We start from the raw sequence: 20,887 nt of genomic DNA on the forward strand, positions 1-20,887 counted from the left end.
TGTGCCGTCGTCGCCGAACACCCCGACCACGCACACACCCGGCGGCCGACCGACCCGCAGGTAGGGCCGCTGACCTTCGTCGTCGCCGCCCACCACCCCGCGCCCCGGTGGCCCGCCGCCCGGCCGGGGCCCGTCAGCGGGGTACCGGCCGAGCCGCCCGCCTGCCCGGACCGCGAGGGGCCCGCCGGACGGCAGGCAGGCCCGGGGAACCGCCCCGCTTGTGCCGTCGTCGCCGAACACCCCGACCACGCACACGCCCGGCGGCCGACCGACCCGCAGGTAGGGCCGCCTCCTCTGCCACGGCTTCTGTCGCGGCTTGGCCGTGGCCGCCAGCCGGTTGCTTCGTCTATTCGACCACTTCGTCTAGCCGGTCGCTTCGTCGAGGAAGGACTCCACCGCCGGGGCCACCTCGTCGGCGAAGGGGCGCTCCGCGTCGGGGATCACCGCTCCCGGGCTGTCGTCGTACTCGCGGAACACGTGGTCCGCGCCCTTGATGTCCACGCGTTCCACGCCCGTGCGCCCGCCGGACTCCAAGCCCTCCATCAGGCGGTCCACCTCTGCCCCTTGCACCTGTGAGTCCTCGGTGCCCCACAGGACCAGGGCGGGCGTCTCCCCGGGCAGCTCCTCGGCCATCTCCTTGGGGTCCAGGGCGTCGATCTCCCGGAGAAACTCGGCGTTCTGCTCGCCGAACAGGGGCGCCACCGTCGGCGCCATCTCGCTCGGCGGCTCCTCGTCGGCGCGCAGGCGGGCGATGGCCAGGCGGGTGTCCGACAGCAGCTCCTCCGCGTCGGACGCCGTCATCGCCCCCATGCTCTCCGCGCGGCGGGTCTGGTCGGTGATCTGCCGGTCGATCAGGTCCATGTACCGGTTCCCGGGCGGGGCGGCCAGTACCAGCCCCGCGGGGGCCGGACCCTCGACCGCCCCGGGTGAGCGCAGTGCGAACAGCGCCCCCTCGCTGTGCCCCAGGACCAGCAGCCGGGACGGGTCCACCTCCGGCTGCTCGGCCAGTTCGGTGTAGGCGGCCGCCATCTGCGCCTCGAAGTCGTCGAACCCGACGGCCTCCTCCTCGCCGCGCGATCCCATGCCCGTCTCGCCGGAACCGAGCTTGTCGTAGCGCAGCGAGGCCGCGCCGGCCCGGGCCAGGACGCGGGCGAAGTTGAGGTTGGTGTCGGCGTCCGGGCGCCCCTCGCCATTGCCGTCCCGGTCGGTGGGGCCGCTGCCGGAGATGATCAGGACCCCCGGGACCGGCCCGTCCGCGTCCGGCGGCAGCGCGAACGTGCCGTGCAGGGTGTCCGGGCCGCTGCGGAACGACACGTCCCGCTCCACCGGCTCCGCCCCGGGCGGGGCGGCCCCCGCGCCGCCGCCCGGACCGCACCCGGCGGCCAGGAGCACGGCCGCCGCCGCGACGGCGGCGGCGCGCACGGGGGAGGAGGGCGGTGCGGCGGAGGATCGGCTCGGCATGGCCCCTACCGTATTGGCCCCCGAGGGCCGGGGCGGCCGGGGCGGCGTCCGCCGGTATCCGTCGCATACCGAAACGGCGACGGCCCCGTGACGGCGGTGCATGGTCACGGGGCCGTTCCGAAGAGAGGCGAAGTCGTTATCAGCGGGGCGGGGGCCGCCCCCGCGGCGGCTACATGCGCCGCATCACCGCGACGACTTTGCCCAGGATGGTGGCCTGGTCGCCGTTGATGGGCTCGTAGGCGTCGTTGCGCGGCATCAGCCACACGTGGTCCTCCTCGCGCCGGAACACCTTCACCGTGGCCTCCTCGTCGAGAAGGGCCGCCACGACGTCCCCGTTCTCGGCCACCGGCTGCTGGCGCACCACGACCATGTCCCCGTCGGTGATGGCGGCGTCGACCATCGAGTCCCCGACCACCGTCAGCACGAACAGGCGGCCCTCGCCCACGAGCTGCCTGGGCAGGGAGAACACGTCCTCCACCGACTCCTCGGCGAGGATCGGCCCGCCGGCCGCGATCCGGCCGACCAGCGGCGCGTGCGCGGCCCGCGTCTCGTCGGCGCGGGGCTGCTCCCCCTCCAGGGCGTCCCAGGACCGCACCGGGGGCTGGCCCGGGATGCGGATCTCGACCGCGCGGGGGCGGTTCTGGTCGCGGTGGAGGTACCCCTTGCGTTGCAACACCTTCAGTTGGTGCGCGACACTGGAGGGGCTCGACAGGCCCACGGCGTCGCCGATCTCCCGGATCGACGGCGGGTACCCGCGCTGCCGCACGTAGCGGTGGATGCAGTTGAGGACGCTCTGCTGGCGAGCCGTCAGCGCCGGCGCGTCCGTCCGCCCGCCCGCCTCCCCCGGGACCGGCACCGGTCCGAGCGGCTCCGCGCCGTCCCCGCCCGGTCGAGCTTCCTGGGTTCGGTGCTTCTCCTCCGGCACGGCCGGCCTCCTCGGCGGTCGGTGGTGGCGTGTTGGGCGTCGGGGGGTTCGCGTCCCGACCGTGGCACGTCGGCGCCGACGGCCGCGACCGCGTCCCCGGTGCGCCGCGCCGATGCCGAAGTGAGACACGTCCAACGGTAGTGCCTGCTCACGGCGATATCAAACAAACGTTCGAGATGGTGATGAAAAAATCCGGCCGTTGCGGTATTAGTCGAACATCAGTTCTAAGCGACTGGTGTTCGAAGGGGGCGACCATGTCCGATCCCTCGCCTGTCCCGAGAGCCGCGATCCCACGTCAGAGGAGGCCCGACGACGGGCCCGTCCTCTACGACTGGGCCGTGGAGGTCCCCGAGTGGAGACCCCGCCCGGCCCCGTCCTCCGCGCTGGCCGGGCTGCCCGAGCTGCCCCTGGGGGGTGGGGCGGGGGCCGGGCCCGGCCCGGACGCCGCCCCGGCGGGCACCCCCGGGGGCGCCCTCCCGGCCGAACCCGGCCGGGAGGCCGCCGCCGAGCGGCCCGCCGGGGGGGAACGCGCCGTGGGCCTGGCCCCGCGCACCGCGGCGGCGCTGCGCGGCCGCTGGGCCGCCCTGGGCCGCCGCGGCCGCGTGGCCGTCCTCTCACTCGCCTCGGTCGGCGCGGGCGGCGCCCTCTCGCTCGCCGTCCTCACCTCCGCGGCCGCAGGGGCTTCCGCCTCCGAGTCGGCCGCCGGGGCGGCCTTCGGCCGCGGCCCGTCCCCGACGGTCGTCGTCCGGGACGGGGATACGCTGTGGGGCATCGCCGAGCAGGCGCGCCCGGGCGAGGACGTCCGCCGCACCGTGCACGCCATCGTCGAGCTCAACGACCTGCGCGGACCGCACCTGCGGCCCGGCCAGGAGCTGCGCCTGCCCGCACGGTGACCACCGCCCGGGGACCCCGACGCCGGGGTCCCCGGGTGTCGTTTCCCACGGGGTCCGCGGCGCCCTCGCGGCGACACGCCCGGGGCGGTCGCCGGTTCGCCGCCCCTGACCTGCGGATCCGACGCGACGCGCCGTCGGAGGGCTTGCGTGCGGGTGCGACGCGCTCATAAGTTGACCACAAGATCTAGTGCCCGCCGCGGAAGAAGCAGCCTAGAAGTTGTGCTTTAGTAGGTGAGGCTCTTCGGGGGGCCGCCCGCGCCGCAAGGGCGCTGGGCCCCTTCGGCGAGCGTGCGCGGCCCCGGTGGAGGCGCTCCGCGACCGGTGCGGCGCCCCGTGTCCGGGAGCGGCGGGGGTTTCCGCGGGAGAGACGACTGGGAGGCGTGTCGGCATGCACTGTCCGTTCTGCCGCCATCCGGACAGCCGGGTGATCGACAGCCGGTCCACCGACGACGGCTCGGCCATCCGGCGCCGCCGTACGTGCCCGGAGTGCGAGCGCCGGTTCACCACCCAGGAGACCGTGCTGCTGATGGTGCAGAAGCGCTCGGGGGTCACCGAGCCCTTCTCCCGCAGCAAGATCGTCGCGGGCGTGCGGCGCGCCTGCCAGGGGCGGCCCGTCACCGAGGACGCCCTGGCGGTGCTGGGGCAGCGGGTCGAGGAGGAGATCCGCTGCCGCGGGCTCGCCGAGATCCCCGCGCACGAGATCGGGCTGGCGATCCTCGGCCCGCTCCAGGAGCTCGACGAGGTCGCCTACATGCAGTTCGCGTCGGTCTACCGGGGCTTCGAGTCGCTGGCGGACTTCGAGAACGAGATCGCCCGGCTGCGCTCGGAGCGCACCGCGGACCCGGCGGGACCCGTGGGCCCCGGCGGTGCGGAGCGCGACGCGGGCGCCGGGCCCGGCGGCGGGCGCGCGGAGGCGGAGGCCGAGCGCACCGCGGAGCCCGCCGAACGCTAGGGGCGGGCCGTGGCCGACCGACGGCAGGCCGGGGGCCGCGGGGCGGACGAGGCACAGACGGAAAGGGCCCAGAGGCCCGCCGCAGGCGGCGGGGACGGGCGACCCGACATGAGGGCGAGAGCAGGGGGAGCAGAATGACCGAGACCACCGGCCCGACGACGCGCAAGGGTGGCGGAGGCCGGCGCAAGGGCCTGAAGATGCGGCGCGTCTTCACCACGCCGGGCGTCCACCCTTACGACGAGGTCGAGTGGGAGCGCCGCGATGTGGTCATGACCAACTGGCGGGACGGCTCGGTGAACTTCGAGCAGAAGGGCGTCGAGTTCCCCGCCGCCTGGTCGATGAACGCGACCCAGATCGTCGCCAGCAAGTACTTCCGCGGGGCGGTGGGCACGCCCGAGCGCGAGTGGAGCCTCAAGCAGCTCGTGGACCGCGTGGTGGGCATGTACACCGCCACCGGCGTGGAGCACGGCTACTTCGCGAGCGGGGAGGACGCCGAGGTCTTCGACCACGAGCTGAAGTACGCGCTGGTCCACCAGCTCTTCAGCTTCAACTCGCCGGTCTGGTTCAACGTGGGCACCGCCTCCAAGCAGCAGGTCTCGGCCTGCTTCATCCTGTCGGTGGACGACACCATGGAGTCGATCCTCGACTGGTACAAGGAGGAGGGGATCATCTTCAAGGGCGGTTCCGGGGCCGGGGTGAACCTGTCCCGCATCCGCTCCAGCAAGGAGCTGCTCTCCTCGGGGGGCACCGCCTCGGGCCCGGTGTCGTTCATGCGCGGCGCCGACGCCTCGGCGGGGACCATCAAGTCGGGCGGCGCCACCCGCCGCGCCGCCAAGATGGTCGTCCTCGACGTCGACCACCCCGACATCGAGGAGTTCATCGAGACCAAGTCGCGCGAGGAGCACAAGATCCGCGCGCTGCGCGACGCGGGCTTCGACGTCGACCTGGGCGGCGCCGACATGTTCAGCGTCCAGTACCAGAACGCCAACAACTCGGTGCGGGTCTCCGACGCGTTCATGCGCGCCGTGGACAACGGCACCGACTTCGGCCTGGTCTCGCGCACCACCGGCGATGAGACCGGCAAGGTCGACGCCAAGTCGCTGTTCCGGTCGATGGCCAAGGCCGCCTGGGAGTGCGCCGACCCGGGCGTGCAGTACGACGACACCATCAACGACTGGCACACCGCCCCCGAGAGCGGCCGCATCACCGCCAGCAACCCCTGCTCGGAGTACGTCCACCTGGACAACTCCTCCTGCAACCTGGCGTCGATCAACCTGCTGAAGTTCCTCAAGGACGACGACACCTTCGACATCGAGGGCTTCGCCCGCCTCACCGAGCTGGTGATCACGGCGATGGACATCTCGATCACCTTCGCCGACTTCCCGACCGAGAAGATCGGCGAGACCACCCGGGACTTCCGCCAGCTCGGCATCGGCTACGCCAACCTGGGCGCCCTGCTGATGGCCACCGGCCACGCCTACGACTCCGACGGCGGGCGCGCCGTGGCGGCCGCCATCACCTCGCTGATGACCGGCACCGCCTACAAGCGCAGCGCCGAGCTGGCCGGGGTGGTGGGCCCCTACACGGGCTACGCCAAGAACGCCGACGCCCACAAGCGGGTCATGCGCAAGCACGCCGCCGCCAACGACGACCTGCGCACGGTCGGCGACATGGACCGGTCGATCGCCGCGGCGGCCACCGAGGCCTGGCAGCAGTGCCTGAAGACCGGCGAGAAGAGCGGCTGGCGCAACGCCCAGGCCAGCCTGCTCGCCCCGACCGGCACCATCGGCTTCATGATGGACTGCGACACCACCGGCATCGAGCCGGACTTCTCGCTGGTCAAGTTCAAGAAGCTGGTGGGCGGCGGCTCCATGCAGATCGTCAACCAGGCGATCCCGCGGGCCCTGAAGAACCTGGGCTACCAGCAGGAGCAGATCGAGGCCATCGTCGAGTACATCTCGGAGAACGGCCACGTGGTGGACGCCCCCGGCCTGCGCCCCGAGCACTACGAGGTGTTCGACTGCGCGATGGGCCGCCGGTACATCAAGCCGATGGGCCACGTGGAGATGATGGCGGCGGTGCAGCCGTTCCTGTCCGGCGCCATCTCCAAGACGGTGAACGTGCCCGAGGAGGCCACCGTCGAGGACTTCGAGCACATCTACTTCGAGGGCTGGCGTCTGGGCCTGAAGGCGCTGGCGGTCTACCGCGACAACTGCAAGGTGGGCCAGCCGCTGTCCACGGCCGCCTCCGAGGACAAGGCCGCCGAGGCGCCCGAGCCGGAGATCGTCGAGGTCGAGCGCCCGGTCCGGCGGCGCCTGCCGAAGAAGCGCCCGAGCCAGACGGTCTCCTTCAGCATCGGCGGGGCCGAGGGGTACATCACCGCCGGGTCCTACCCGGACGACGGCCTCGGCGAGGTCTTCATGAAGCTCGGCAAGCAGGGCTCGACCCTGGCCGGGGTGATGGACGCCTTCTCCATCGCGATCTCCATCGCGCTGCAGTACGGGGTCCCGCTGGAGACCTACGTCGAGAAGTTCACCAACATGCGGTTCGAGCCGGCGGGCATGACCGACGACCCGGACATCCGCATGGCGCAGTCGGTGGTGGACTACATCTTCCGGCGGCTGGCCCTGGACTACCTGTCCTACGAGGAGCGCGCCGGGCTGGGCGTGCTGTCGGCCGAGGAGCGCCGCGCCCAGGCCGCGGGCGAGGACCCGGCCCAGGTGGCCGCGCAGGTGGAGTCCTACTCCCAGTCGGCCCCGCTGGCCAAGGGCCGCTCCGAGGAGCGCCCGGCCGCCCGCGAGGAGCGCACCGAGCCGGTGAAGCCGAGCGAGGGCTTCGTCGCCGACGCGCCGCTGTGCGTCACCTGCGGCACGAAGATGCGCCCGTCCGGCACCTGCTACGTCTGCGAGGGCTGCGGCTCCACCAGCGGCTGCAGCTGATGGAGCCGGTGACGACGGCCCAATAGGCGCCCAATAGGCGGGGGCACCCGAGAACGCTCGGGTGCCCCCGCCTTCCTTTGCGCTCGTTTTCGGGACATGGAGTAGGACCGTCAGTAGGATCACGGGCATGGCTACCGACTCCAAGGCGGGAGCGGCCAAGTCCGCCGCCGCGCAGAAAAGACTGGAGAAGGCCGCGCACAAGGCCACGAGTGAGCACGAGTCCCACAGTAGGAAGGGCGAGCGCCGTCGGGGCGGTGAGGCGGACGAGGCCCGGACGCCGATGCGGAAGGTGAGCGTCACGCTTCCGGCCGAGCTGACCGACGCCGTGCAGGAACGCGTCGGTCGAGGCGAGTTCAGCAGCTACGTCGCGGCGGCTGTAGCGAGGCAGATCGAGCACGATCTCTTGGTCGACCTCGCCGATCGGATGGACGAGGAAGACGGTCCGGTGGCAGAGGAACTGGTGCGGGAGGCGGGGGCCGAATGGCCGGACGTCTGATCGCTCGGGGCGGCACCCTGGTTCTGGACAGTGAAGGCCTCGTCAAGCTGGCCGCTCGGGACGAGCGGGCCCGCGCACGCCATCGGGCGGTGATCGGGCGCGGAGGGCGCATCGTCGTCAGCGCTGTGACGCTCGCCGAGGTGCTGCGTGGTGCCAGGCGCGACGCTGCCGTTCACCAGGTTCTCAAGCACATCACCCTGCGCGAGGTGACCGAGAAGGCGGCGAGGCGTGCGGGCGAATTGCTCGGTGCATCAGGGGTGTCGGGGCGCCGCTGCACGAACGACGCGATCGTCGCTGCGACCGCCTTGAAGGAAGAGCGCCCTGTCCTCCTGCTCACGAGTCACCCCGGGGACATGAGCACGCTTGTGGAAGAGCCGGAGTGTCCGAAGGAGGCGAAGGTGGTCGTCATCAACGTCTGACTCAGCCCGGTGCGTCCCCGATTAGCCCCGGGCCTGCACGGGTAACCCACGGTCACCGATCGAAAGGTGGCCGCCATGCTGATCGCCGAGCTCCTCCGCGCCAAAGGCTCCGACGTGGTGACGGTCCGGCCCGGCACCACGGTGTCGGAGCTCCTCGACCGGCTCGCACGGCACAACATCGGCGCCGTCGTCGTCGCCGAGGCCGGCAGGGTCGCCGGCATCGTCTCCGAGCGCGACGTCGTCCGCCGCCTGGCCGAGCAGGGGGCGTCCCTGCTCGGCCGGCCCGTCTCCGAGATCATGACCTCAGCCGTCATCACCTGCAAGACCTCCGACACGGTCGACGCGCTGACCGTGCTGATGACCGAGAACCGCGTCCGCCACGTGCCGGTGCTGGCCGCCGACGCGCTGGTGGGCATCGTCAGCATCGGCGACGTCGTCAAGAGCCGGATCCGCCAGCTCGAACTCGACCGCCAGCAGCTCGAGGCCTACATCACCCAGGGGTGAGGATCACCCGGAGGTGAGGCCCGCCCCCGCGGAGGGGTGGTCCTCCCCGCCGCCGGACCGCTCGCCGAAGGCCCACGCCGCGGCGGCGGTCCCGGCGGTCACCGCCAGCACCGACGGCCAGGAGCCGATCTTCTTGGCCAGCGGGTGGCTCAGCCCGAACGCGCCCAGGTACACCCCGGTCAGCGCGGCGGCCGTGCGCGGGCCGGAGCCGCGCCGCCAGGACGCGTAGGCGGCGGCGCCGCAGGCGGCCAGCACCACGCCGCCGAGCGGGCGCACTCCGGTCGCCCGGGCGGCGGTGTACCCGCCGACGAGTCCGGCGGTGGTGATGACGGGGCTGGGAACCGTGGGCATGGTGCGCGCTCCTTGTCGAACGGGTGCGTTCCGCGTTCACGCTATCCCTTCCGACCCGCGTCCCCTCTGTGCCCCCGACCGCCCGCGCGTCCCGAATGGTTGTCTTCGCCGCCGAAAGGGGGAAGGCTCCTTCATGTGACACTCTTTCTCGGGCGTTCGGACCTGCTGGGCGTGCTCGACCTGCACGCCTGCATCGACCGGCTCTGGGACGGCTTCACCAGCGGCGCCTCCCCGGTCGACGCCCAGCGGGTGCGCACCGACCTGCCCGGCCCCGGCACCGCCACCGCGCTCATCCCCGGCCTGCTGCCGGGCGTGCCCGCCTACTCGGTCAAGGTCAACGCCAAGTTCCCCGGTGCCCGCCCCGCCCTGCGCGGCGTGGTCTGCCTGCACGACCTGGGCAGCGGCGAACTGCTGGCGCTGATGGACTCGGCCACCCTCACGGCCTGGCGCACCGGCCTGTCGGCCGCCCTGGCCGCGCACACCCTGGCCCGCTTCGACGCCGAGGTGCTCGGCATCGTCGGCTGCGGCGCCCAGGCGGGGCTGTTCTCCCGCGGCATCATCGGCATGCGCCCCATCGGCCGCATGGTCGTCACCGACACCGACCGGGCCCGCGCCGAGGCGTTCGCCCAGCGGTGCGCCGAGGAGTTCGGCGTGCCCGCCGCCGTGGCGCGGGACGCCCCCGGGGTGGCCGCCGAGGCCGACATCGTGCTCACCGCCACCTGGTCGCGCGCCCCGCTGCTGCACGCCGCCGACGTGCGGCCCGGCACCCAGGTCACCTCGCTGGGCGCCGACGAGCCGGGCAAGGTGGAGCTGGCCGCCGACCTGCTGCGCGCCGCGCGGGTGGTGGTCGACGACGCCCGCTTGGCGCTGTCGTCGGGCGCCGTGGGCAACGCCGGGCTGGACGCCTCGGCCATCGGCGCCACCCTCGGCCAGGTGCTCAACGGGGCCGAGCGCGGCTCGGCCGGGCCGGACGGGGTGAGCGTGTACGCGCCTGTCGGGGTCCCATGGCAGGACCTGGCCCTGGCCTGGTACGGCTACCGCGCCGCCGCCGACCGGGGCGCGGGCACGGCGCTGGACCTCCTGGCCTGAGGGGAGGGGAGCCGGGCGGCGCGCCCGCCGACGCGGCCCCGGCCTGCGGCGCCGCGGGTTTCGGACATAAAGGTGCACCGCGCTCGCGTGGCCGCATTCGATATCCGATGGTCACCCACGGGAGAGCGGCGCGTCCCCTCCCTTGTGGGAGGATGCGGCCACTTCGTATCGGACGGCGGAACCGCCGCGGCCGCCACGGCGTCGGAACCCGCAGGTCCGACAACACCTAAGGAGTCATCACCCATGTCCTTCGCACAGACGGTGCGGGGGGCCGCAGCGAGCGTCGCCCAGGGGGGCGACCCGCGCGAGGCGGTCTCCGACGCACTCCGCGAGGGGGCGGAGGGAATCGGGCTCGACCCGGGCGACTTCCTCGCCGCCCGGGACCAGGGAGCCTCCACCGGCACCCGCATCGAGCAGAACACCACGTCCCTCAACAACGCAGGCGAGGCGCTGAACCGGAGCTCCTTCGAGCGCGGCGCGAGCGGCCCGGTCCACGTCATCTGCCCGATGGTGATCCCGCGCGGGCGCACCTTCGTGGCCCTGCTGCCCTCGATCCTGCTGGCCGTGGTCGGGTTGCTCGGCCTGGGCGCCTCCTCCCCGCTGTTCGGCTTCGCGCTCAACCCGTTCTTCGGCCCCCACTTCTGGGTCGTGCTGGTGGCGTTCACCGTGTTCATGTGGTGGCGCCAGGGGATGGTCATGGTGCCGGACGGGTGCCAGGCGCTCATCACCCGCTTCGGGAAGCTGGAGGAGATCGTCGGCCCCGGCCGCGTCACCCTGCTCAACCCCTGGAAGCGCGTCTCCTACATCGTCAACACCACGCGCGAGTACCCGTTCAACGCCCCCATCCGGGAGGCGCCCACCAAGAGCGGCGTCAAGGCCTCGGTCGACCTGTTCGTGCAGTTCCGCATCGAGGACCCCGAGCAGTTCATCTTCGTGCTCGGCGCGGTGCAGGGCTTCCAGGAGAAGCTGAACAACGCCATCAGCGAGACCACCCGCAGCCTCATCTACGAGCAGGAGGCCGCGGACATCTACGACATGGTGGGCGAGAACACCGCGCGGCTGCTGGAGAACCTCAACACCCAGTTCCTCCCGGCGGTGCGGCTGACCAACGCCAACATCACCCACGCCGAGCCCTCCAGCCAGGAGTACCGGATGGACCTGGCGGCCACCGAGATGGTGCGGGTGGCCAAGGAGGCCTACACCTACGAGTACGAGCTCCAGCTCCGCAAGGAGCAGAACGAGGGCGACCTGAACAAGGAGCTCGCCTCGCTGAACGAGACGCTGTCGGCGATCCAGGCCGACATCGCCCAGTACCAGGCGCAGATGGACACCGCCCTGGAGCGCGAGACCAACCGCGCCCGCGCCGAGGCCCGCCAGCGCTTCGTCGAGGCCGAGAGCACCGCCAACGCCAACGCGGCGCTGCTGGAGGCCCAGGCCCTGGACATCCGCGCGGTCAGCGCCGCCGAGGCCCCGGAGATCCTCGACTACCGCTACCAGCAGGAGCTGCTGGACAAGCTGGAGGGGATCGCCGACAGCCTGCCGCAGGTGCTGCACATCGGCGACGGCGACGAGTCCAGCGTCAACTTCCTGCGGGTGGCCCAGAACATCATCGGCGAGGCGCAGGCGCAGCTCTTCTCCGACGAGGACATGCAGGCCATCCGCACCCGGATGGACGAGATCTCCGCCCGCATCGCCGACCGGGAGGCCGAGATCGAGGCGCTGCTGGCCGAGGAGCGCACCACGGTCGCCGCGCCCGACCCCGAGGAGCACGACGTGCCCGGCGAGGAGCGGCTGGAGGAGATCCGCCGCTCGGTCGCCGACGAGGCGGTCGCCGAGCGCATCGACGAGGCCGTCACCGACGAGGCTCCGGAGGCGGCCGCGCCGGACGGGCCCGCCCCCGGGGCCGCCCCGCCGCCCGCCGGGCCGCCGCACGACGCACCCCCGCCCCCGCCCTGGCCGCAGCCGGGGACCGGCGGGACCGGACCGCAGGGAGGCCGCTAGATGTCCCAGCCGACGCAGGAGCCCCAGCGCGGGGGCTCCTCCATCAAGGAGTCGCTCGCCTCGTGGGGCGACATCGCCCGCCTGCTGCGCGGCGGCGACCAGGGCGCCCTGGTGCCCGTCGTCATCCCGCGCGACAACCGCGGCCTGAAGTGGACCATGCTGGTGTGGCTGGCCCTGTACCTGCTGCTGGCCGCCCTCATCGTGGCCGCGCTGGGCCAGCCGCTGCTCACCTGGATGTCGGTGCTCTTCTTCGTGGTCGCCATCCTGGCGCTGGGCCTGGGCCTGCTCTGGTGGTGGCGCTCGTCCATCGTCGAGATCGAGCAGGGCACCGTGGGCGTGCTGACCAAGTACGGCGCCGTGTCCGGCACGCTCGACCCGGGCCGCCACTACCTGTGGAACCCCTGGGCGCGGGTGGACTTCGTGGTGGACACCTCCACCGAGATCCCCTACACCGCCCCGGTCGTGGCCTGTCCCACGCATGAGAACGTGCCGCTGAAGTCGATCGAGTTCTTCCTGAAGTTCCGCATCGTCGACGCGGTGGCGTTCGTGCGCACCATCGGCGCCAGCAACTTCGACCTGGTGCTCTCCAGCGCGGTGCAGGACGCCATCCGCCAGCGCAGCCGCCAGGTGCAGACCGAGAGCGCCTACGACCTGCGCGGCTCGGACGTGGCCGATATGCAGGACCTGCTCAACCGGCAGCTGCGCCGCTACGGCGTGGAGATCCGGGGCTGCAACATCCCGGACGTGCAGCTGCCCAACCAGTACCAGCAGCACCTGGCGACCCGGGAGCGGGTGGCCAAGGAGCTGGTCGCCTACGAGCAGGAGTGGGAGCTGACCCGCAAGCGCCGCATCGACACCCTGCTGATGGACATCGAGCGCTCCAAGAAGACCCGCGACGCCAAGATCGTCGAGGTCAACGCGGCCCTGAACAAGGCCCGCAAGGACGTGGCGCAGATGCTCGAAGAGCAGGAGACCGAGGCCCAGCGGGTGCGCCACGAGATCGAGACGCAGGGCCGGGCCGACCTGGTCGCCGCGCAGAACCAGGCCAAGGCCCAGCGGCGCCTGGCCACCTCCTACCGGGACAACCGGGCGGTGCTCCACTACGAGCTGGCGCGGCGGCGCCTGGAGGTCGGCGCCAAGCTGGCCGAGCACGCCCCGCAGCCGGTGGTGGTGCGCACCGACGGCGCCTCCGGCGACTCCTCGGCGCTGTCCACCCTGATGCTGGCGCAGATGCTGCCCGAGCTGGGCGGGCGCCGCCGGGCCCTGGGCGGGGGCGGGTCCTCCGCCGACACCGGGTCGGATGCCTTCTCCGAGGCGAAGGGTTCGGTCGCGGCCGCGGCCGGCCGCCAGCAGGAGATGGCCCGCCAGTTCCAGAAGGAGCAGAAGCAGGCCATGAAGGAGCAGTTCGAGCGCGGCGAGGGCTTCGAGGGGCGCGGCGGCCGCTGAGGCCGTTCGCCGTCCGGCCCGAACGGGCGTTGCGCGCCCCCGTGTTCGGTGCCCCCGCGCTCCCGGTCCGACGGGAGCGCGGGGGCACCGCCGTGCCGGGAGGCGGTCCGCAGACGCGTCGGCCCTCCCGCGCCCGGTGAGGGGCGGGAGGGCCGTGGGACCGATGAGGCCGAACGTTGGCCCGCGTATTACCCTTGCTTGAATCCGGCGCCGGTAGTGTCGGAGCCATCGGGGGGAGATTGTTCCCGGATTCCCACCGCCGCACCGGCGGGATCGGTCGAATCCGGGAACAATTGTTTTCGCGGTGTTTCCCGCGGGCGGCGCTTCAGGCCGCCTCGACCAGCGTCCGGTACCCGCTGTCGATGTCGATTCCGTGGCGGGCGGCGATCTCCACCAGGTCCTCGATCTCCGCCGCCTGCGCCAGGCACAGCTCCTCGTCACCACGCGCGTGGGCGCGCCGCAGCGCCCGAGTGGCATCGTAGATGCGCAGGTGCAGGGTGGTCAGGAACTCACTCATCGCCGGTACCCGTCCCTTCCGGGCAAGTCCTTCTCCGTTGTTCGCACCCCCATTTCTACCGACGCAGGATAAAGCGGGGGTTAGAGGCGTGCAGACGGAGAAGAAAAGCGCCGGTGACATAGGACACCGGCGCCTCGGGAACCGCCTCGGGGAGCCCGCGGACGAGGCCGCGGGCGGGCGGGATCAGTACTCGGTCCAGGCGTACCAGTCGTCGGTGATGTGCTCGTAGACGCGGCTGCCGTGCCCGCCGATGAACACGCCCTCTTCCAGCGGCTCGGCGCTGTAGGCCAGGCCCGACCGGTTCAGCAGCCCCGCGCCCTGCACCCCGTACAGGGTCGTGCCGTCCCGCAGCGCGCCCACCGACGTCAGGGGGTACAGCCCGGCCCAGTCGCCGTTCATCGGGACGGTGGTGGACCGGTTGGCGGTGTCGCGCACATCCATGAGCTGTTCGGCCGAGGCGGCGACACGGCCCTGCAGCGGGATGTCGGCGACGGCCAGCCCGATCGCGGCGGCGGCCACCAGGGGCGCGGCGATCCAGCGCATCCAGTAGCGCCGCACCATCGGGCGGGCCACGCCCATGGCGATGCCCAGGCGCAGGGCGCCCATCGCGGCCAGGACGGTGCCGCCGCCCATGCCCAGGACGAAGGCGGGAAGGTGGCCGCCGGGCACGCTGTCCTCGTACAGCAGCACCAGGCCGATGCCGACGCACGCGGGCAGGTACAGCCGTCCGGGCGGACGGGACGACCAGGAGACCAGGCGGCGGGCGAGCGTGGGCCGGTGGGCGATCTGCAGCAGCGGGGCGACCGGGTCGTCGCCGGGGCCGGGGCCGCTTGCGCCGTCGGTGCGTGGCTCGGAGCCCTGTGCCGGTGACGGACCGTGCTTGGGAGCCGAGGCGGTCATGGAGAGCGTTCCCCCAGGGTGGATGAGCGGAGTCGCACGACCGGGGGATCGGGCCACCGGCGGCGCGTCAGGTGCGTGACGGCCGCGTCGTCGCGGCCCGCCTTTCAGGATAGGGGAGCGGCGGCGCTTCTTCGGGCCTTCGGGCACGACTGGGGAAAGAAGTACCCGTACCGCCCGCGCGCGCGTGGGCGCGTCCGGGAGGGGCGCCCCGCGTCCGCCGTACCCGCCGTGCCCCGCGGCGGGCGAGCCGGTCCAGCGCGTAGCGCCCCGGCGCGACGGCGGCCAGCAGGCAGGCGGCGGCGAGCAGCGCCAGGGGCGCGGCTTCGGCGTCGGCGGGGACCCCCGGCAGGCCGGTCCGTCCCGTCCACACCGCCCCGGCCCCGGCGGCGGCCAGCAGGGCGGTGAGCCCGCCGCTGACGGGCAGCCCCAGGCCGACGGCGAGCATCGCCGCGCACGCCAGCTCCACCTGGGCCAGCGCCGCCCCGGTGCCGCCCGGTGGGCCCTCCGTGAGCCGCCGCACCGCGTGCTCCGCGACGACCCAGGCGGCGCCGAGCCGCATCGCCAGCACCGCCGCGTCCCGGAGCCGCTCCGCGGCCCCCGCGCGGGCCGGTCCTCCGTCGGCGCTCCGCATCGCCCGACCGCCCCCTCATTCCACCGTCCGGTCGCCGGTCCCCAGGGAAACTACCCAAGGTGACGCTCAATGGCTCTGCGTCACACGCGGGGTGCGGCGAATCGGCCCGGCGCAGTAGGGTGGTGCGCCGTGGCAGCATCGACACCCGCCCCGAGCGAAGGGGTGCCCGTCCCCGACTACCGGCTGGAGCAGGAGCTCGCCGGGGCCGGGGCGCGCACCGTGGCCGGCGTCGACGAGGTCGGCCGCGGTGCCTGGGCCGGACCGGTGGTGGTGTGCGCGGCGGTGGCCGACGGCAGCGCCCCGCCGGAGGGCCTGACCGACTCCAAGAAGCTCACCCCCAAGCGCCGCACGGCCATGGCCGAGGCCCTGGGCCCGTGGGTGGCCGACCACGCCATCGGCCGCGCCGAGGCCGGGGAGATCGACGAGCTGGGCATGACGGCGGCCCTCCGCCTGGCGGCCCACCGCGCCCTGGAGGGGCTGCGGGAGCGGCCCGACGCGGTGATCCTCGACGGCAAGCACGACTACCTGGGGCAGCCGTGGGCGGTGCGGACCCGGGTGGGGGCGGACCTGGCCTGCGTGAGCGTGGCGGCGGCGTCGGTGCTGGCCAAGGTGTACCGCGACGCCTGGATGGCGGACCTGGAGGAGGAGTGCCCCGGGTACGGCTTCACCACCGCCGCCGGGTACCCGTCCCCGGTGCACCGCGCGGCCCTCGCCGAACACGGCCCGACCCCGCACCACAGGGTGAGCTGGTCCTTCATGGACGACCTGCCCAAGTGGTCCCACCTGCGCAAACCCAAACCGGGCCCAGCGGGCCAGACGGCCCTGATCTGAACGGCAGGGAGCGGGCGGGCGGCGGCTCGGCAGGTACCCCGCTCGTGGGCCCCGCCCCCTGCGGTCCCCGTCGACGGGGCGGCGCCTCCTCCGCCGGTGTTCACGCCCCCTCACCGCGTGGGAATCCGCGCCTGTCAGGTGGGCCGGGCCGCACCCCGGCACGGCGACACGCCGGGCGGGGGCGGGGCGGGCTGTTCTCCCGCCCCCGGCATTCGCGGCAGTATGGGACGGACCGCGGAGGCGACGGGATGAGGGAGGCACGGGTATGCCGCGCGAAGACCGGTCCCGCTCGGTCCGCACCGGGACGGCCGGATCCCCCCTGGAACGCGCCCGGGCCGCCTACCGCGCCCGGCCGCCCAAGACGCGCTGGACCGCAGGTCTGGTCGTGGTCGCCGTCACCGGCATCGCCGCCTTCATCGCGGGCGTCCCGGTCCTGGCCGGGATCGCCGCCGCCGTGACCCTGCTGGCCGTCGGCGCCGCCCTCATGCACTCCTCCGACGCCGTCGCCACCACCCTGGTGAGCATCGTCTGGCTGGCCGTCGCCTTCTTACTGCTGCAGATCCCCATCCCCGTCGCCGACCGCGGGGTCCTCCTCCTGCTCCCGCTCATCCCTCTCCTGGTCTCCCTGGCCGCCTCGCGCATCCGCGAGTTCCCCGCCTGGCACACCACCCTCCTGGCCCTGCTCGTCGCCCTCATCGCGGGCATGGGCACCGGGCTCGCCGGGATGATCGCGGGCGGCGCCCCGCCCGCGCTCGGCCCCCTCACCGCCGCCTGCGCGGCCGCCGCCGCCCTGGCCTGGCGGGCCGCGGCCGCCTACCGCCTGCGCCGGGGCATGGTGCAGGTCGGCGGAGACGGCGGCGGCCCCGTCGGTCCCCGGCGCCCCGGAGGCCCCGGCGCGTCCGGCCGGGGAGGGAACACCTCGGGCACCGCGTCCGGAGCGGCGCCCGACCGGACGTCCGTCCGCGGCCGCGGCGCCCGGCCCGACACCGGCCGGGACACCGGCGCCGCCCCCGACGACGCCGAGCCCGTCCCGGTCGACGAGGCCCTGGCCCGCCTGGAGAACATGATCGGCCTGGACCCGGTCAAACAGCAGGTGCGGGCCATCGCCGCCTCCATCGAGGCCGCCCGGCTGCGCGCCGACGCCGGGTACGCCGTCGACAAGCCCCTGCGGCACCTGGTCTTCTCGGGTCCGCCCGGCACCGGCAAGACCAGCGTCGCCCGCACCCTGGCCACCGTCTTCCACTCCTTCGGGCTGCTGCCCTCCGCCCGCGTGGTGGAGGCCCAGCGGGCCGACCTGGTCGGCGAGTACCTGGGCGCCACCGCGATCAAGACCAACGCCCTGGTCGACAGCGCCCTGGGCGGCGTGCTCTTCATCGACGAGGCCTACTCCCTGGTCAACGAGGGCGACGGGCAGCCCGACCGGTTCGGCAGCGAGGCCGTGCAGACCCTGCTCAAGCGGGCCGAGGACGACCGCGACCGCCTCGTCGTCATCCTCGCCGGATACGAGGACGAGATGGACCGCTTCCTCGCCTCCAACCCCGGCCTGGCCTCCCGCTTCTCCACCCGGGTGACCTTCCCCAGCTACTCCTGCGAGGAGCTGCGCCGCATCTGCGAGCACCTGTTCGGGGCCCGCGGCGACCTGCTCGACCCCGACGCGCTGCCCGGGCTCCGCCGCCGCCTGGAGGAGGTCGAGCAGCGCGGCGCCGTCGACGACCTGGGCAACGGCCGCTTCGCCCGCTCCCTGGTGGAGAAGGCCGCCGAGGCGCGCGACGTCCGGGTGGTCACCTCCGGCGCCGCCGACACCCCCAGCCCGGACGACCTGGTGACCGTGCGCGAACCCGACATCGCCACCGCCTACGAGGGCCTCACCGCCCGCATCCCCGGCTTCGGCGACGCCCCCGACCTGGAGGGCGCACTGGCCGAACTGGACCGGATGATCGGACTGGAGCCGGTCAAGCGCCAGGTCCGCTCGATCGCCGCCCAGCTCCGCGTGGTCCGGCTGCGCGAGGAGCAGGGCCTGCCCACCCAGCCGCCCATGCGGCACTTCGTCTTCTCCGGCCCGCCCGGAACCGGCAAGACCAGCGTCGCGCGGGTCCTGGGCCGCGTCTTCGCCGCCCTGGGCCTGCTCACCCGCGCCGAGGTCGTCGAGGCCCAGCGCTCGGACCTGGTCGGCGAGCACCTGGGCGCCACCGCCATCAAGACCAACAAGCTCGTCGACCGCGCCCTGGGCGGGGTGCTCTTCGTCGACGAGGCCTACGCCCTGGCCAACCCGGGCTACAGCGGCGGCGACGCGTTCGGCGCCGAGGCCATCCAGACGCTGCTCAAGCGGGCCGAGGACGACCGCTCCCGCCTGGTGATCGTGCTCGCCGGGTACCCCAGGGAGATGGACCGCTTCCTGGCCAGCAACGCGGGCCTGGGGTCGCGCTTCAACGTGCGCGTGGGCTTTCCCAGCTACACCCCCGACGAGCTGTCGGCGATCGCCGACGCCGTGGCCGCCCGCACCGGCGACTCCTTCGACGAGGAGGCCCACGAGGACCTGCGCAGCATCTTCGGGTACGTGTGCGGGGAGGGGTGGATCGACGAGCTGGGCAACGGCCGCTTCGCCCGCTCGCTCTACGAGAAGGCCTGCTCCCACCGCGACCTCAGGGTGGCCGAGGACCTGGGCGAGGCCGCCACCGCCGAGGAGCTCACCCGGGTGACCAGTGCCGACCTGCGCTCGGCCTACGAGGAGATCACCCAGCGGTGACGAGCGGTCCCCGCGGCGCCGTCGCGGGCCCTGCTAGTGTCCGCTCCATGAACGCACCCAGCGCTCCGATCCGGGAAGCCGCCATCCTCGCGGGCGGCCAGGCCACGCGCCTGCGCCCGTACACCGACACCCGCCCCAAGGCGATGGTCGAGGTCGCCGACCGCCCCATCATCGACTACCAGCTGGAGTGGCTGGCCGGCCACGGGGTCGAGCACGCCGTGGTGTCCTGCGGCTACAAGGCCGACGTGCTGCGCGAGCACCTGTCCGCGCGTACCGAGGGCCCGGAGATCACCCTGCTGGTGGAGGACGAGCCGCTGGGCCGCGGCGGTGCCCTGCGCTTCGCGGCGACCGGGCTGCGGGACTCCGGCGCCCCCTACTTCGCGCTCAACGGGGACGTGCTCACCTGGTTCCCGCTGGACGAGTTCACCCGGTTCCACCGGGACAAGGGCGCCGCGGCCAGCCTGGCCCTGGCCCAGTACCAGACCAGCTGGGGCATCGTGGACGTGGACGAGGACGGCACCATCGAGGGCTTCACGCAGAGCCCCATGCTGCCGTTCTGGATCAACGCCGGGGTGTACATCTTCGAAGCGGCCGCCACCGGGCTGCTGCCGGTCAAGGGCGACCACGAGTCGACCACCTTCCCGCGCCTGGCCGCGGACAAGCGCCTGGCGGGGTACAGGATCGACGGCTTCTGGCGCGGCGTCGACACCGTGAAGGACGTCAAGGAGGCGAGCGAGCAGATCCCGGAGCTGCTCGGGCACGCGGGCTGAGCCCGCCCCGGCGGGGGGAGGCCGACAGACCGGAAGGTAGGCTCGGCCCGATGACGAACGACTCCGCCCTCGCCACCCTCCCCAACCTCCGCGACCTCGGCGGCCACCGCGCGGCCGACGGCGCCGCCGTGCGCCGCGGCCTGGTGTACCGCGCGGACGCCCTGGCCCGGGTGGACGACGGGGACTTCGCCGCTCTGTCCCGGCTCGGGCTGCGCCAGGTGCTCGACCTGCGCACCGCGCACGAGCGCACCGCCGAGCCCGACCGGGTGCCCGACGGCGCCGAGTACGCCGTGCTCGACGTGCAGGGCAACCACTCCACCGGCGGCGACCTGGAGCGCCTGCTGACCGACCCCGGGGCCGCCGCCGAAGCCCTGGGCGGCGGGGGAGCGGCCGCGTTCATGCTGGAGGTCAACCGGGTCCTGGTGACCGAGCCGGACGCCAACGCCGCCTACTCCGAGCTGGTCCGCCGGGCCGCGACCGGGCCGACCGCCGCGGTCTTCCACTGCACCGCCGGCAAGGACCGCACCGGCTGGGGCGCGGCGCTGCTGCTCACCCTGCTGGGCGTGGACCGGGAGGTCGTGTTCGAGGACTACCTGGCCAGCAACCCGCGCATGGACCGCCTGCGCGGGGCGATGCGCCGCCGCGCCGAGCGCCACGGCGTCGACGGCGACCTGCTGGAGCCGATCATCCAGGTGCGCGAGGAGTACCTGGCGGAGGCCTTCGCCGAGGTGGAGCGGGCCTACGGGACGTTCGACGCCTACGTCTCCAAGGGGCTGAAGCTGGCCCCGGACCTCATCACCACCCTGCGCGAACGCATGCTGGAGGGCTGACCGGCCGGAGCCGCCCCCGGACCCCCGATGATCTCGGGAAAACGACGCTACAAGCGCGGTTTCAGGGTCGTTCCTCCCGAGATCAACAACTGAAGGGGGCCTGACGATCGCTCCGGCCCCCGTCACGGCGGCTCTGGGGCGCGCCGGCCCGGCCTACGCCGTGGCCCGCGACCGCCCGTTCGCGCC

At 73.5% G+C, this 20,887-nt stretch carries 19 protein-coding genes; 13 read left to right on the plus strand and 6 right to left on the minus strand.

The annotated features are described in order from the left end of the window. Positions 1-363: 363 nt before the first annotated feature. A complete protein-coding gene (locus O4U47_RS27495) occupies positions 364-1,461 on the minus strand; it encodes an alpha/beta hydrolase family protein (protein WP_270680885.1) in 1,098 nt (365 codons plus the stop codon). Positions 1,462-1,630: 169 nt separating this feature from the next. Then, the gene (gene lexA, locus O4U47_RS27500) at positions 1,631-2,317 is read right to left on the minus strand and encodes a transcriptional repressor LexA (RefSeq protein WP_270680903.1); all 687 of its coding nucleotides are present in this window, start codon (positions 2,315-2,317) and stop codon (positions 1,631-1,633) included. A gap of 323 nt (positions 2,318-2,640) precedes the next feature. Between lexA and O4U47_RS27505 the strand changes: the two genes are divergently transcribed. The 6 genes from O4U47_RS27505 (at position 2,641) to O4U47_RS27530 (ending at position 8,589) form a co-directional block, all read left to right on the plus strand. Next, complete coding sequence (locus O4U47_RS27505; RefSeq protein WP_270680886.1) at positions 2,641-3,279, plus strand: LysM peptidoglycan-binding domain-containing protein; 639 nt, start codon at positions 2,641-2,643, stop codon at positions 3,277-3,279. Positions 3,280-3,667: 388 nt separating this feature from the next. Continuing rightward, entirely contained in the window at positions 3,668-4,231 is a 564-nt protein-coding gene (nrdR, locus tag O4U47_RS27510; RefSeq protein WP_270680887.1) for a transcriptional regulator NrdR, read from the plus strand. A 134-nt stretch (positions 4,232-4,365) separates the two neighbouring features. Next, positions 4,366-7,170, plus strand: a complete 2,805-nt coding sequence (locus O4U47_RS27515) for a vitamin B12-dependent ribonucleotide reductase (RefSeq protein ID WP_270680888.1) — start codon at positions 4,366-4,368, stop codon at positions 7,168-7,170. Positions 7,171-7,297: 127 nt separating this feature from the next. Continuing rightward, complete coding sequence (locus O4U47_RS27520; protein WP_270680889.1) at positions 7,298-7,666, plus strand: hypothetical protein; 369 nt, start codon at positions 7,298-7,300, stop codon at positions 7,664-7,666. Beyond that, positions 7,651-8,085 (plus strand): type II toxin-antitoxin system VapC family toxin, encoded by a 435-nt coding sequence (locus O4U47_RS27525; RefSeq protein WP_270680890.1) that lies wholly within the window; start codon positions 7,651-7,653, stop codon positions 8,083-8,085. The genes O4U47_RS27520 and O4U47_RS27525 overlap by 16 nt, the downstream gene beginning before the upstream one ends. 75 nt (positions 8,086-8,160) lie before the next feature. Then, entirely contained in the window at positions 8,161-8,589 is a 429-nt protein-coding gene (locus O4U47_RS27530) for a CBS domain-containing protein (RefSeq protein WP_270680891.1), read from the plus strand. A gap of 3 nt (positions 8,590-8,592) precedes the next feature. On the opposite strand, the gene O4U47_RS27535 is transcribed toward O4U47_RS27530, so the two are convergent. Continuing rightward, the gene (locus tag O4U47_RS27535) at positions 8,593-8,940 is read right to left on the minus strand and encodes a hypothetical protein (protein ID WP_270680892.1); all 348 of its coding nucleotides are present in this window, start codon (positions 8,938-8,940) and stop codon (positions 8,593-8,595) included. Positions 8,941-9,075: 135 nt separating this feature from the next. Between O4U47_RS27535 and O4U47_RS27540 the strand changes: the two genes are divergently transcribed. From O4U47_RS27540 to O4U47_RS27550, 3 genes are all read left to right on the plus strand, one after another. Beyond that, positions 9,076-10,029 (plus strand): ornithine cyclodeaminase family protein, encoded by a 954-nt coding sequence (locus O4U47_RS27540; protein ID WP_270680893.1) that lies wholly within the window; start codon positions 9,076-9,078, stop codon positions 10,027-10,029. A gap of 243 nt (positions 10,030-10,272) precedes the next feature. Then, a complete protein-coding gene (locus O4U47_RS27545) occupies positions 10,273-12,030 on the plus strand; it encodes an SPFH domain-containing protein (RefSeq protein ID WP_270680894.1) in 1,758 nt (585 codons plus the stop codon). Further along, the gene (locus O4U47_RS27550) at positions 12,031-13,476 is read left to right on the plus strand and encodes an SPFH domain-containing protein (protein ID WP_270680895.1); all 1,446 of its coding nucleotides are present in this window, start codon (positions 12,031-12,033) and stop codon (positions 13,474-13,476) included. Between the two features lie 325 nt (positions 13,477-13,801). Here the strand turns inward: O4U47_RS27550 and O4U47_RS27555 are convergent, their stop codons facing one another. The 3 genes from O4U47_RS27555 to O4U47_RS27565 all read right to left on the minus strand — a co-directional run bounded on the left by O4U47_RS27555 (position 13,802) and on the right by O4U47_RS27565 (position 15,524). Continuing rightward, positions 13,802-13,993 (minus strand): hypothetical protein, encoded by a 192-nt coding sequence (locus O4U47_RS27555; protein WP_017627238.1) that lies wholly within the window; start codon positions 13,991-13,993, stop codon positions 13,802-13,804. Positions 13,994-14,176: 183 nt separating this feature from the next. Then, complete coding sequence (locus tag O4U47_RS27560) at positions 14,177-14,893, minus strand: hypothetical protein (RefSeq protein WP_270680896.1); 717 nt, start codon at positions 14,891-14,893, stop codon at positions 14,177-14,179. Positions 14,894-14,960: 67 nt separating this feature from the next. Next, a complete protein-coding gene (locus O4U47_RS27565) occupies positions 14,961-15,524 on the minus strand; it encodes a histidine kinase (protein ID WP_270680897.1) in 564 nt (187 codons plus the stop codon). A 129-nt stretch (positions 15,525-15,653) separates the two neighbouring features. Here O4U47_RS27565 and O4U47_RS27570 point away from each other — a divergent pair, with 129 nt between their 5' ends. The 4 genes from O4U47_RS27570 to O4U47_RS27585 all read left to right on the plus strand — a co-directional run bounded on the left by O4U47_RS27570 (position 15,654) and on the right by O4U47_RS27585 (position 20,701). After that, positions 15,654-16,355 (plus strand): ribonuclease HII, encoded by a 702-nt coding sequence (locus tag O4U47_RS27570; RefSeq protein WP_270680898.1) that lies wholly within the window; start codon positions 15,654-15,656, stop codon positions 16,353-16,355. A 265-nt stretch (positions 16,356-16,620) separates the two neighbouring features. After that, positions 16,621-19,101: an AAA family ATPase gene (locus tag O4U47_RS27575; protein WP_270680899.1), complete on the plus strand. Its 2,481-nt coding sequence runs from the start codon at positions 16,621-16,623 to the stop codon at positions 19,099-19,101. A gap of 47 nt (positions 19,102-19,148) precedes the next feature. After that, on the plus strand, positions 19,149-19,871 hold the full coding sequence (locus tag O4U47_RS27580; RefSeq protein ID WP_270680900.1) for a nucleotidyltransferase family protein: 723 nt from the start codon (positions 19,149-19,151) through the stop codon (positions 19,869-19,871). A gap of 50 nt (positions 19,872-19,921) precedes the next feature. Next, positions 19,922-20,701 carry a tyrosine-protein phosphatase gene (locus O4U47_RS27585; RefSeq protein ID WP_270680901.1) on the plus strand — a complete coding sequence of 260 codons (780 nt, stop codon included), beginning with the start codon at positions 19,922-19,924 and terminating at the stop codon, positions 20,699-20,701. Positions 20,702-20,887 lie beyond the last annotated feature (186 nt).

The organism is Nocardiopsis suaedae (assembly GCF_027706745.1).
Classification (GTDB): domain Bacteria; phylum Actinomycetota; class Actinomycetes; order Streptosporangiales; family Streptosporangiaceae; genus Nocardiopsis_A; species Nocardiopsis_A suaedae.

What these genes read in the sequence shown, in the direction of transcription:
- O4U47_RS27495 (WP_270680885.1), bottom strand. Translation starts at nt 1,461, where the DNA reads ATGCCGAGCCGATCCTCCGCCGCACCGCCCTCCTCCCCCGTGCGCGCC.
- O4U47_RS27505 (WP_270680886.1), top strand. Translation starts at nt 2,641, where the DNA reads ATGTCCGATCCCTCGCCTGTCCCGAGAGCCGCGATCCCACGTCAGAGG.
- nrdR (WP_270680887.1), top strand. Translation starts at nt 3,668, where the DNA reads ATGCACTGTCCGTTCTGCCGCCATCCGGACAGCCGGGTGATCGACAGC.
- O4U47_RS27515 (WP_270680888.1), top strand. Translation starts at nt 4,366, where the DNA reads ATGACCGAGACCACCGGCCCGACGACGCGCAAGGGTGGCGGAGGCCGG.
- O4U47_RS27520 (WP_270680889.1), top strand. Translation starts at nt 7,298, where the DNA reads ATGGCTACCGACTCCAAGGCGGGAGCGGCCAAGTCCGCCGCCGCGCAG.
- O4U47_RS27525 (WP_270680890.1), top strand. Translation starts at nt 7,651, where the DNA reads ATGGCCGGACGTCTGATCGCTCGGGGCGGCACCCTGGTTCTGGACAGT.
- O4U47_RS27530 (WP_270680891.1), top strand. Translation starts at nt 8,161, where the DNA reads ATGCTGATCGCCGAGCTCCTCCGCGCCAAAGGCTCCGACGTGGTGACG.
- O4U47_RS27535 (WP_270680892.1), bottom strand. Translation starts at nt 8,940, where the DNA reads ATGCCCACGGTTCCCAGCCCCGTCATCACCACCGCCGGACTCGTCGGC.
- O4U47_RS27545 (WP_270680894.1), top strand. Translation starts at nt 10,273, where the DNA reads ATGTCCTTCGCACAGACGGTGCGGGGGGCCGCAGCGAGCGTCGCCCAG.
- O4U47_RS27550 (WP_270680895.1), top strand. Translation starts at nt 12,031, where the DNA reads ATGTCCCAGCCGACGCAGGAGCCCCAGCGCGGGGGCTCCTCCATCAAG.
- O4U47_RS27555 (WP_017627238.1), bottom strand. Translation starts at nt 13,993, where the DNA reads ATGAGTGAGTTCCTGACCACCCTGCACCTGCGCATCTACGATGCCACT.
- O4U47_RS27560 (WP_270680896.1), bottom strand. Translation starts at nt 14,893, where the DNA reads ATGACCGCCTCGGCTCCCAAGCACGGTCCGTCACCGGCACAGGGCTCC.
- O4U47_RS27565 (WP_270680897.1), bottom strand. Translation starts at nt 15,524, where the DNA reads ATGCGGAGCGCCGACGGAGGACCGGCCCGCGCGGGGGCCGCGGAGCGG.
- O4U47_RS27575 (WP_270680899.1), top strand. Translation starts at nt 16,621, where the DNA reads ATGCCGCGCGAAGACCGGTCCCGCTCGGTCCGCACCGGGACGGCCGGA.
- O4U47_RS27580 (WP_270680900.1), top strand. Translation starts at nt 19,149, where the DNA reads ATGAACGCACCCAGCGCTCCGATCCGGGAAGCCGCCATCCTCGCGGGC.
- O4U47_RS27585 (WP_270680901.1), top strand. Translation starts at nt 19,922, where the DNA reads ATGACGAACGACTCCGCCCTCGCCACCCTCCCCAACCTCCGCGACCTC.